12 protein-coding genes are annotated in these 10,190 nt (G+C 72.1%); 6 read left to right on the forward strand and 6 right to left on the reverse strand.

Features of this window, described 5'->3' with window-relative positions; translation table 11 throughout:
- The 4 genes from ACFWEP_RS25240 to egtA all read right to left on the reverse strand — a co-directional run.
- Positions 1–209: L-histidine N(alpha)-methyltransferase (locus ACFWEP_RS25240; RefSeq protein WP_387373124.1), on the reverse strand; the 209-nt coding region annotated here is incomplete at its 3' end.
- Positions 206–961 (reverse strand): ergothioneine biosynthesis protein EgtC, encoded by a 756-nt coding sequence (gene egtC / locus ACFWEP_RS25245; RefSeq protein WP_387373126.1) that lies wholly within the window; start codon positions 959–961, stop codon positions 206–208. The genes egtC and ACFWEP_RS25240, both read right to left, overlap by 4 nt.
- Positions 961–2,307: an ergothioneine biosynthesis protein EgtB gene (gene egtB, locus ACFWEP_RS25250; protein ID WP_387373128.1), complete on the reverse strand. Its 1,347-nt coding sequence runs from the start codon at positions 2,305–2,307 to the stop codon at positions 961–963. The genes egtC and egtB overlap by 1 nt, the downstream gene beginning before the upstream one ends.
- The gene (gene egtA, locus ACFWEP_RS25255) at positions 2,304–3,656 is read right to left on the reverse strand and encodes an ergothioneine biosynthesis glutamate--cysteine ligase EgtA (protein ID WP_387373130.1); all 1,353 of its coding nucleotides are present in this window, start codon (positions 3,654–3,656) and stop codon (positions 2,304–2,306) included. The genes egtB and egtA overlap by 4 nt, the downstream gene beginning before the upstream one ends.
- 144 nt (positions 3,657–3,800) lie before the next feature.
- On the opposite strand from egtA, the gene ACFWEP_RS25260 reads away from it, so the two are divergent.
- The gene (locus tag ACFWEP_RS25260) at positions 3,801–4,625 is read left to right on the forward strand and encodes a TIGR02452 family protein (protein ID WP_387373132.1); all 825 of its coding nucleotides are present in this window, start codon (positions 3,801–3,803) and stop codon (positions 4,623–4,625) included.
- A gap of 59 nt (positions 4,626–4,684) precedes the next feature.
- Here the strand turns inward: ACFWEP_RS25260 and ACFWEP_RS25265 are convergent, their stop codons facing one another.
- Complete coding sequence (locus ACFWEP_RS25265) at positions 4,685–5,140, reverse strand: type II toxin-antitoxin system PemK/MazF family toxin (RefSeq protein ID WP_387373134.1); 456 nt, start codon at positions 5,138–5,140, stop codon at positions 4,685–4,687.
- Between the two features lie 220 nt (positions 5,141–5,360).
- Here ACFWEP_RS25265 and ACFWEP_RS25270 point away from each other — a divergent pair, with 220 nt between their 5' ends.
- Together ACFWEP_RS25270 and ACFWEP_RS25275 are read left to right on the forward strand one after the other, a co-directional pair.
- Positions 5,361–6,383 (forward strand): LacI family DNA-binding transcriptional regulator, encoded by a 1,023-nt coding sequence (locus ACFWEP_RS25270; protein WP_387373136.1) that lies wholly within the window; start codon positions 5,361–5,363, stop codon positions 6,381–6,383.
- A gap of 52 nt (positions 6,384–6,435) precedes the next feature.
- Complete coding sequence (locus ACFWEP_RS25275) at positions 6,436–6,771, forward strand: hypothetical protein (protein WP_387373138.1); 336 nt, start codon at positions 6,436–6,438, stop codon at positions 6,769–6,771.
- A gap of 120 nt (positions 6,772–6,891) precedes the next feature.
- Here ACFWEP_RS25275 and trxA read toward each other — a convergent pair whose 3' ends face one another.
- The gene (gene trxA / locus ACFWEP_RS25280) at positions 6,892–7,275 is read right to left on the reverse strand and encodes a thioredoxin (protein ID WP_387373139.1); all 384 of its coding nucleotides are present in this window, start codon (positions 7,273–7,275) and stop codon (positions 6,892–6,894) included.
- Between the two features lie 115 nt (positions 7,276–7,390).
- Between trxA and ACFWEP_RS25285 the strand changes: the two genes are divergently transcribed.
- The 3 genes from ACFWEP_RS25285 to ACFWEP_RS25295 all read left to right on the forward strand — a co-directional run.
- Positions 7,391–8,830, forward strand: a complete 1,440-nt coding sequence (locus tag ACFWEP_RS25285; protein WP_387373141.1) for a dihydrolipoyl dehydrogenase family protein — start codon at positions 7,391–7,393, stop codon at positions 8,828–8,830.
- A gap of 30 nt (positions 8,831–8,860) precedes the next feature.
- Positions 8,861–9,841, forward strand: a complete 981-nt coding sequence (locus ACFWEP_RS25290) for a recombinase family protein (RefSeq protein ID WP_387373143.1) — start codon at positions 8,861–8,863, stop codon at positions 9,839–9,841.
- A 76-nt stretch (positions 9,842–9,917) separates the two neighbouring features.
- The coding region (locus tag ACFWEP_RS25295) for a helix-turn-helix domain-containing protein (RefSeq protein ID WP_387373145.1) at positions 9,918–10,190 on the forward strand (273 nt) is incomplete at its 3' end.

The raw sequence follows: 10,190 nt of genomic DNA on the forward strand, positions 1-10,190 counted from the left end.
TGTGTCACCAGGACCTCCCGCTCCGCACGGGTCGGGTAGTACTCGGGCAGCCGGGTGATCTCCTCGAACAGCTCGCTGCCCCGCGCGTCGTAGAACCACTTCGGCGGCAGCGTTTTGGGGCGTCGGGACAGCCCGGCGAGCACGTCGGCGCGGAGCGCCGCCTCCGTGGCGTCCACCGGCAGGGTGCGGGTCAGCAGAAAGGGACTCAACGGGGGGTCTCCTTGAGCGGGGTGGGAAGGACTTCGTCGACGGTGGCCACCAGCAGGGTGCGGTCCGGCACCTCGCGCCAGGCCGGATCGTCGTCGTACGGCTCCGAGGCCACCACCGTGCGGTGGCCGGGCCGGTGCAGATACCAGAGGCTGTCGCCCCAGGCGGTCGCCACCACGGTCGTCCCGTCCGTGAGCAGCAGGTTGAGACGCGAACCGGGCGCGGTCCGTGCCACGTCCAGGACGGTGTCGGCGACGGCTTGCGGGAGGTCGTCGCCCTCCTCGGTGCGGTGGCGGATCATCGCCCACAGCAGCGCCGAGTCGCTGCGGGCGTCCAGGGACAGTAGGACGGACGCGGGCAGGGCGGACGCGAGTGGCGCCAGGGAGCCCGGCCACCCGAGCACGGCGCCGTTGTGGCTGAAGAGCAGCGCACCCGCCTTGAACGGCGCGGCCGCCGCCTCTCCGTCCGCGCCCGACTCCGTGGCGTCCCGGACCGCCGCGAGGAACGCCCCGCTGCGGACCACCCGGGCGAGCTCCCCGAAGGTCTCGTCGCCCCAGACCGGGACGGCCCGCCGGTAGCGCCCCGGCGCCGGGTCCCCGGGGGCGTACCAGCCCATGCCGAACCCGTCCGCGTTGACCGTGCCGTTGCGCTGCCGTCGGGGTGCCCAGGACTGCCGTACGAGCGAGAACTCCGGTGCCAGAAGGACCTCGCCGAGCGGCACCGGGGGTCCCAGGTAGGCGAGGTGACGACACATCAGAAGTCCCTGGCGGTACGGAAGCCGGAGAAGATCTGGCGCCGGACCGGCAGGTCCCAGTTGCGGAACGTGCCCCGGCAGGCGACCTGGTCCACCGCGAACGAACCACCGCGCAGCACCTTGTGCTCCGGGCCGAAGAACACCTCCGAGTACTCGCGGTACGGGAAGGCGGCGAACCCCGGATACGGCAGGAAGTCGCTGGCCGTCCACTCCCACACGTCGCCGATCAACTGCCGTACCCCGTCGCGCGACTGGCCGGCCGGATAGGCGCCGGCGGGAGCGGGTCGCAGGTGTCGCTGGCCGAGGTTGGCCCGCTCCGGCGTGGGATCGGCGTCGCCCCAGGGGTAGCGCAGTGAACGCCCGGCCGCCGCGTCGTGGCGGGCCGCCTTCTCCCATTCGGCCTCGGTCGGCAGTCGCCGCCCGGCCCAGCGGGCGTAGGCGTCCGCCTCGTACCAACTGACGTGCAGCACCGGCTCGTCGGTCGGCACGGGTTCCATCGTCCCGAACCGGCGCCGCAGCCACTGCCCGCTCTCCCGGTGCCAGAACAGCGGTGCGGTGAGGTCGTGTTCACGGACCATCGCCCAGCCGGACGGGTGCCACCAGCGTTCCTGGGTGTATCCGCCGTCCTCGATGAACCGCTGGTACGCGCCGCAGGTGACCGGGGTGGTGTCCAGGAAGAACGCGGCCACCTCGCGCCGGTGAGCGGGTCGTTCGTTGTCCAGGGCCCACGGCTCGGTGGACGTGCCCATGGTGAACGGACCACCCGGAACCAGGATTTCGGCCGGGAGGCTTGCGGAGCCATCCGCCCGGGGCGGCTCGGGAGCGGTGAGCGCCGCCGGTCCTGAGCGCAGCTGATGGGTGATCAGCATGGTCTCGTCGTGCTGCTGTTCGTGCTGGGCGATCATGCCGAAGGCGAATCCGGCCCGCTCCAGCGGGCGGCCGCCGCCGTGCAGCGGGGCGCTCTCCAGGATGTCCAGCACCCGGCCGCGTACGTCCGAGGCGTAGCCACGGGCCTCGGCGGGGGCCAGCAGGGGGAGGGAAGGCCGGGCGGAGCGGGGGTGCTCGAACGCGTCGTAGAGGCTGTCGATCTCCGGCCGGATCGCGTCCCGGCCGCCCACGGCGCGCAGGAGCCACTGCTCCTCCTGATTGCCGATGTGGGCGAGGTCCCAGACCAGCGGGGACATCAACGGTGAATGCTGGGCGGTGAGTTCGCCGTCGGTGACGCTGTCAGTCAGTGCCGAGGTGCGGAGCCTGGCGGCGAGCAGGGCGGTGAGGGCCCGGTTGCGGAGATCCTCGGCGTCGGACTCCGGCGCGAGGTGGAAGTTGCTGTCGGAGAGGCTGGTCATGCGGGGAAGCCCTTTCCGGAGGGGGACGTCCGGGTGCCGCCGGCCGACGACGCCTCGGCCCACGCGGCGGCGGCCGAGGGGGAGAGAAGGTCGGGCAGGTCGTCGGCGGGACATCGTCCGCGGGCGACGTACCGATCGGTGAAGTCCGCCACGGTGTCCTGCACCGCGGTGGTCGCGCCGATCCGGGGGAGTGCGTCGAGCGCCGCCTCGAAGCAGGTGGCGGCCGCGGCCCGCAGCTCGGGATCGGTCAGCCCGTCGCGGGCCGCAGCCCGCCACAGTGGATTGCGCGGCGCCGCGTTCGCGCCCGCCGTCTCGGCCAGCGGTTTCACGGTGCGGTACACCGTCTCCGCCGCTTCCGGATCGTCGAACAGAGCCGAGGCGACGGCAAGCGGCACCAGCCAGCCGTCCGTGCCGGACTGGGCGTCGATCATGCGCAGTTCCAGGTGCCCGCGCGGCCGTGCGGGTGGAAAACAGGTGGTCATGTGGTACTCCAGGTCCTCAGCTGCCGGCGGCCGGGGGCCACCGCCCCGGATCCACTGGCGGAAGGTGAGCCCGTTCGGCACCTCCCAGGGGCCCGCAGCGGTGCGGATGCACATGACGCTGGTGTCCAGTACGTGCGCGGCCCATGCCTCGCGCGGCGGAAGATGCCCCGGAGGAGCCAGCGTGCGGTCCGGGTCGAGCGCGGCCCACAGCCCTTGCCGGGTGGACCGCCAACCGGTCCGCGCCCGCTGCTGGAAGGGCGAATTGGCGAACGCCGCCACCAGTACCGCGCCCAGCAGGTGCGCGAGCTGCCAGCGACGGCCGTAACCGAGCGGCCCCGGCTCCTCCTCGCCCGCGTCCAGGCAGACCTGCACCGAAGCGGAGGTGCACATCATGGCCCGGCCGGCCGTGCCCGAGCGGTCCAGGGCCGCCTCCATCGCGTCGTAACGCGGCTCCCGCAGCCACCGCCGGGGAGACTGCCAGGGGTCGACGCCCAGCCCCGTGGGCGACAGGCCCGCCCCGCCCAGCGCGCCGCGTACGGCCGCCAGGTCGGCGGCGACCGCCCCGACGCATGCCATGAGCGATCCGGCGGGCCGCGAACTGAGTTCGAGCTGTCCTCCGGGCTCGAAGGTCAGCGCCGAATCCAGCGCCAGCGCCCGCACCTTCGCGAAGGCCGCGTCCAGGCGTTCCGGTGGGACCCGCAGGTCAGGACGTACGGCGTCGTGGATGAGCCATTCGAGTTCCACCCCGACGGTGCGGGGCGGTCCGGTCTTGAAGCAGATGGCTTGCAGTAAATCCTCCGCCTCGCTCTCGCCGAGCGGCGATCCGTGCGTGATGGTGCCGATGCCGGTGGTCGCGTTCGGGGGCATACGTGCCTCCTCTTCCGATGCCTCCCTTCCACCCAAACCCCTGCCGACCGATCGCACAAGGGCGCCCGGGCCGGGCGAAAAGACGTTGCGCGGAGTTCACCCGGCATCGAACATGTGCGCTATGTGTGACGTGGGGGAGCGCTCGTGAGCGCACGGATGCGCGCCCTGGCGCGCGAGACGGAGGCCATCGTCGGCGAGGGCCGCTACCGGACACCCGCAGGGCGTGAGGTCGGCATCGGGGAGGCCACCGCCGCCGCGCTCTCGGGGACCGGCCTGTACGGTCCGGGCCCGGTGGAAGCGCCCGCGCCCGACTCCGACCGCGCGACCGCCTTCGAGGTGACGGGCGAGAGCAGCCTGCGGGCCGCCCGCCGGATGAGCGAGGAGGGCCCGGACCGGATCGCCGTGCTCAGCTTCGCTTCCGCCCGGAATCCCGGAGGTGGATACCTGAACGGCGCACGGGCGCAGGAAGAGGACCTCTGCCGCGCCTCCGCGCTCCACGCGACCCTTCTGCGCGCCCCCGAGTACTACGCGCACCACCGCGCGAACCGCAGTGCCTTCTACACCGACCGGGTCATCCACTCGCCCGGCGTGCCCGTCTTCCGCGACGACCGGGGTGCGCTGCTCGACACCCCGTACCTCGTCGGCTTCCTCACCTCGCCCGCACCCAACGCGGGCGTGATCCGCCGGCAGACGCCCGAGGAGGCGCACCGCGTTCCGGCGGCCCTGGCGAGCCGCGCCGAGCGGGTGCTGGAGGTCGCCGCCGCCCGTGGATACCGCAGGCTCGTCCTGGGCGCCTGGGGCTGCGGGGTCTTCCAGAACGAACCGAAACAGGTCGCGGACGCCTTCGGCGCCCTGCTCACGGACGGCGGGCGCTTCGCCGGCCATTTCGAGCAGATCGTCTTCGGCGTCCTCGACCGCGCCCCCGAATCCGCCACCCGCGCGGCTTTCGCCGCCCGCTTTCCCGGCTGACGCGTCCCCGGCCCGGTGCGGGCGGGCTGGGCCGATGCCCGCACACGGGCCGGACCGGTTCAGCTCCAGCCGTACCGTTCCCGGAGCCGCTCCACCACGCGCTGGAACCGTGCGAAGTCCAGCGCGCAGGCCTCGCGCCGCATCCCGTCCTCGTGCACCCTCAGCACCCGGTCCAGGTCGACCCACGAAGGGCGGCCCGAGCTGTCCCACGGCCCGGCACCCAATGCCACCCACTCCCGGTCCAGGTCGTGCTGCTTGCTGGAGAGCTGCACCGTGAGCAGGGTTCCGGCCTGTTCCCGGGCCACGACGAGCACCGGCCGGTCCTTGCCCCGGCCGTCGTTCTCCTCGAACGGCACCCAGGTCCAGACGATCTCACCCGGATCGGGGTCGCCGTCCCGGTCGGGAGCGTAGGAGGTGCGGACAGGGCCCACTTCGCGCGGGTCGGCCTCGACGGTCGCGGAGAGGCCTGTGCGGCCGGGAAAATCGGCCTCGGGCGTACTGTTCTGATAAGTCATCAACACACCGTAAGACAGTCACTTCAATGGCTCCGCACTGGCCGTGGCCGGGGACCGGTCGTGTCCGTGAACCGGCGCGCGGGGCGCGTGTGCCGGGCGCGCGAAGATCACGGGCGGCCGCCGGAGGCCCTTGCCGGAACACTCCCGCGCACAGCAGGTGCGTTTGGAGGTGCCCCGGGACGCGACCCGCTCCGGTACGTCTGCAAGACTGCCCGTCGCCATGAGCCAGTTACCCAAGCAGCCCTCGGAATCTCCCGTCCCCACGAGCGCCGACGTGGCGCGTCTGGCGGGCGTCTCCCGGGCCACCGTGTCCTACGTACTCAACAACAACCCCACCATGCGGATCAGCGAACCCACCCGCCGCCGGGTGCGGGAAGCCGCCCGGGACCTCGGCTACGTGCCCCATGCCGCCGCGAGGAGCCTGCGCGCCGGACACACCCGGATGGTGCTGCTGCCCACCGGACACCTCCCCGAGGGCCCCCTCTACCGCCACTTCCTGCAGGAACTGCAGGCGGGCCTGCGCGGACTGGACTACACCGTGGTCCAGTACGGCAGCGCCGGTCTCGGCGCGGACGAGGCCGCACGGGCCTGGGCGGAACTCCGCCCCGTGGCCGTCGTCGCACCGGCCGGGCTGGCACTCACCGCCTACGGCATCGCCGTCCTCCACCGCTCGGGCGCCAAGGCCGTCATCACCCTCGGCCCGCACCCGGTGGAGGGAGCGCACGGCCTGGTGCTGGACCAGCGCGAAGTCGGCGGCCGCGCCGCGTCCCACCTGCTGGAGCGGGGCCACCGCCGGATCGGTGTGGTCATGCCCAGGGAGAGAGCGACGGTTCCCTTCGCGGTCCCGCGCCTCGAAGGGGTACGCCGGGTGGCACGACCGGCCGGAGCGCGGATCGAGGAACTCGACCTGGCGTACGACGAGGCGGACGCCGCCGGTCTGGCCGCCCGCTGGCGGGCCCTCGGTCTGGATTCCGTCTTCGCCTACAACGACGAGTACGCGATGCTGCTGATGCGGGCCTTCCAGGACGCCGGGATCTCGGTACCCGCCGAGGCCGCCGTGATCGGCGCCGACGACCTGATGCTCGGCAGGCTGCTCCGCCCCCGGCTGAGCACCGTACGGATGGCGCTCGCCACTGGGCAGCCGCTCGCGGAACTCATCGACAGGCTGGTCCAGCACCCCGGCGGTGAACCGGAACACCACGAGCTGCTCCGGGCCGTCGCGGTGCCCCGCGACTCGACCTGACCGGCGCGCGCCGGTCCACCGGCGACCGCCGGACAGCCCTTAGCGTCGCCCCATGAGCCATCCGCAGAGCTACGAGATCCTGCTGGTACCCGAGTACGCCGACGCGTCCGGCGCCGACAAACCGGGACCGGTGAAGAAGGGGGAGTACGAGAGGGACGAGCCGCCGAAGCCCGGCAGCGCCATCCGGTCCGGGACCGTGGAAGCCACCGGCGCCACCGGCGCGTCCGGTTACCCCCGCTACGCGGGAGACGGCATCGAGGCGGACATCGACCCTGTCACGCGTACGGTGGAAGCGCTGCTGATCGACGGCGCCGAAATCGACTACGGCCTCTCGGTACGCGTGGCCGACCGTTCCCCCGTAAGAGGGGACGACCCGGCCGGGGGATGATCCCACGCCTCGGGCCGCCTGCCGACCGGCCCCGCCCGCAGGCACGCACGAGGCCCCGTCGGAGCGCTTGACGCAACTCCGGGCCGGGGCCTCGAAGGGAGTGGGACGTCCGATCGAACGCTATGCCTGCTGCTGCCCCTGCTGCTTCTTCTGCTCCTCCACCGACTTGCGCACCTCGTCCATGTCGAGGTTGCGCGCCTGCCCGATGACGTCCTCCAGCGCGGCCTCCGGCAGCGCGCCCGGCTGTGCGAACACGGCGACGTTGTCACGGACGATCATGAGCGTGGGGATCGAGCGGATGTCGAAGGCCGCCGCCAGCTCCTGCTGCGCCTCGGTGTCGACCTTGGCGAAGACCAGATCGGGGTGCCGCTCGGACGCGGAGTCGTAGACCGGGGCGAACTGGCGGCAGGGACCGCACCAGGAAGCCCAGAAGTCGATCAGGACGAACTCGTTGTCGCTCACGACCTGGTCGAAGTTCTCTTTGGTGAGCTCTACGGTGCTCATTCTCTGCTACCTCTTCCTGTGCCGGTTCGGACCTGTCCGGCACAACCGTGACCATCCGTGCACTATTCCGCATGCCCCTGTGGCCCTCCGGCACACGCCCGGCCAGACTGTGACCATGAACGAAGCTGCGAGCGGTACCGAGTACGACGTCGTGGTCATCGGAGCGGGACCGGTGGGTGAGAACGTGGCCGACCGGACCAGGGCGGCGGGCCTGAGCACCGCCGTCGTGGAGACCGAGCTCGTCGGCGGCGAATGCTCGTACTGGGCCTGCATGCCCAGCAAGGCGCTGCTGCGCCCCGTCGTCGCCCGCGCCGAGGCCCGCAGGGTGCCGGGGCTCGAAGCCGCCGTCCAGGGACCCCTGGACGCCGACGCCGTACTCGCCAACCGGGACGGGTTCACCTCCCACTGGAAGGACGACGGGCAGGTGGAGTGGCTGGAGAGCGTCGGCGCCGACGTCTTCCGCGGCCAGGGGCGGCTGACCGGCGAGAAACGGGTCTCCGTCACGGCGCCGGACGGAACGGTCCGCCACCTGACCGCCCGGCACGCCGTGGCCGTGTGCACCGGAAGCCGCGCCGTCGTCCCGGACCTGCCCGGAGTCGCGGAAGCCCGCCCCTGGACCAGCCGCGAGGCGACCAGCGCGAAGAGCGTGCCCGGCCGGCTCGTCGTCGTCGGCGGCGGAGTCGTCGGCGTGGAGATGGCCACCGTATGGCAGGGCCTGGGCGCCCAGGTGACGCTGCTCATCCGGGGCGGCGGACTGCTGCCGAAGATGGAGCCCTTCGCCGGTGAGCTGGTCGCTGAGGCCCTCGTCGAGGCCGGTGCGCACATCCGGTACGGCGTCTCCGCCACCGCCCTCCACCGGTCCGGCCCCGACGGGCCGGTCACCGTCGAGCTGGACGATGGCGACCGGATCGAGGCCGACGAGATCCTCTTCGCCACCGGACGCGCCCCCCGCACCGACGACCTCGGCCTGGAGACGGTGGGGCGGGAGCCCGGCGGCTGGCTGACTGTGGACGACAGCTGCCGGGTCGAGGGCAGTGACTGGCTCTACGCGGTCGGCGACCTCAACCACCGAGCGCTTCTCACCCACCAGGGCAAGTACCAGGCCCGGATCGCGGGCGCCGCGATCGCCGCCCGCGCCCAGGGCGCCTCGACGCTGGAAACCGGCCCCTGGGGTGCCCACGCCGCGACGGCCGACCACGCCGCCGTCCCCCAGGTCGTCTTCACGGACCCGGAGGCCGCCTCGGTCGGCCTCACCCTCGCCGAAGCCGAACACGCCGGCCTGCGCGTCCGGGCCGTCGACTACGACCTCGGCTCGGTCTCCGGCGCGAGCCTGTACGCCTCCGGCTACCGGGGCCGCGCCCGCATGATCGTCGATCTGGACCGGGAGATCCTCCTCGGCGTCACCTTCGTCGGCCCCGGCGTCGGCGAGCTCCTGCACTCGGCCACCGTCGCCGTGGCGGGGGAAGTGCCCGTCCACCGCCTCTGGCACGCCGTCCCGTCCTACCCGACCATCAGCGAGGTGTGGCTGCGGCTGCTGGAGACCTACCGCCGTTAAAGCTAGATGGCGGAGGTATGCATGTGTGGTATGGCGGAGAGAGTGATCGAACGTGCCTACGACGGTCGCGGACGTTGCTACATCGGCGTCCGTCGTCTCTCCCAGATGTCAGCTTCAACCTCCTCGCCCCAGCGTCAGCGTGAAGACGTGCTCGCCGCAGTCAAGGCTGCGGGCGGGCACGTCATCGCGTGGGCGGACGACTGGGAGGTGTCGGGCGCTACCGACCCGATGACGCGGCCCAGGCTGGGGCCGTGGCTCCGAGGCGAGCGGGGCCCGTACAACGGCATCGCGGGTGCCGCGGTGGACCGCCTGGGACGCAATCTCGTGGACTGCCTCAACACCGGCTACATGATGCGCGACACCGGGCTGGCTCTGCTCACGTACGGGCACGACGGGCCCTGGAATCTCGACGATCCGAACGACGAGAACCGCTTCACCATGGAAGCCTGGGGCGCCCAGATGGAGTTGCGCGCCATCCAGCGTCGCAACCGCGACGCGGCGGTGAAGGCCCGCGCGGCGGGACGCGTCAAGGCAAAGCCCTCCTACGGCTACCGCTACGTCCGCCTGATGCCGACCGGTGCCGTGGACCACGTGGCACTGCACGAGCACGCCGCCTCGGTGATCCGAAACGTCGCGCGACGCATCCTGGCCGACCCGGAGAACATCACCCCGTCTTCTGAGGCGGCGAGGTTGACCCGCGCCGGTGAACTGTCGCCCTCCGACCACCGCGCCGTCATGTACGGCCGACCGGTCACCGGGGCGCCCTGGATGTCATCAGCGGTCCGGGACATCCTCAGGTCCGAAGCGGCCCTCGGGTACCTGATGCACAAGAGCCGGCCCGTTATCGGGTCCGACGGGCACCCCATACGGATAGCGGAGCCACTCTGGGACCGGGCCACGCACGAGGCTCTGCGCCGGGTGATCAAGCAGCGCGGAGACAGCCATCCTCGGGGCGCACGCGTCCGCAGCCCTGCCTACCTGCTGACGGGGCTACTGAACTTGATGGGGTGATGTCGGGCTGTTCGTCGGACAGCGCGCAAGTAGCTTCGGTAGTCCTGGTGGGGTGAGATATCCGCAGGGTGGCGGCTTGACCGACGCCGAGAGGTCCGCGCGAGAGCAGGTCCGGCTCCAGGCCGCGGCTGGCTTCGAGGCTGGCCATAAGCACCGGGAGATCGCTGCTGCACTGCGTGTCTCGGAGCGCTCAGTGGAACGCTGGCGGCGCCAGTGGCGCGAGGAGGGCCTGACCGGGCTGGCATCGGAGGGATCCCCTGGTCGGCCCCGTCTGTCAGGCACGCAGATAGCCCGTCTGGAAAGGGAGTTGGAACGCGGACCGCTGGCTCATGGGTGGACCGACCAGCGG

Origin of the sequence: Streptomyces sp. NPDC060198 (assembly GCF_042728415.1) — a bacterium.
GTDB lineage: Bacteria > Actinomycetota > Actinomycetes > Streptomycetales > Streptomycetaceae > Streptomyces.

Bases quoted from the DNA above. Each gene is read 5' to 3' on its own strand.
- egtC (WP_387373126.1), bottom strand. From the start codon at position 961: ATGTGTCGTCACCTCGCCTACCTGGGACCCCCGGTGCCGCTCGGCGAG.
- egtB (WP_387373128.1), bottom strand. From the start codon at position 2,307: ATGACCAGCCTCTCCGACAGCAACTTCCACCTCGCGCCGGAGTCCGAC.
- egtA (WP_387373130.1), bottom strand. From the start codon at position 3,656: ATGCCCCCGAACGCGACCACCGGCATCGGCACCATCACGCACGGATCG.
- ACFWEP_RS25265 (WP_387373134.1), bottom strand. From the start codon at position 5,140: ATGACTTATCAGAACAGTACGCCCGAGGCCGATTTTCCCGGCCGCACA.
- ACFWEP_RS25270 (WP_387373136.1), top strand. From the start codon at position 5,361: ATGAGCCAGTTACCCAAGCAGCCCTCGGAATCTCCCGTCCCCACGAGC.
- ACFWEP_RS25275 (WP_387373138.1), top strand. From the start codon at position 6,436: ATGAGCCATCCGCAGAGCTACGAGATCCTGCTGGTACCCGAGTACGCC.
- trxA (WP_387373139.1), bottom strand. From the start codon at position 7,275: ATGAGCACCGTAGAGCTCACCAAAGAGAACTTCGACCAGGTCGTGAGC.
- ACFWEP_RS25285 (WP_387373141.1), top strand. From the start codon at position 7,391: ATGAACGAAGCTGCGAGCGGTACCGAGTACGACGTCGTGGTCATCGGA.
- ACFWEP_RS25290 (WP_387373143.1), top strand. From the start codon at position 8,861: ATGGCGGAGAGAGTGATCGAACGTGCCTACGACGGTCGCGGACGTTGC.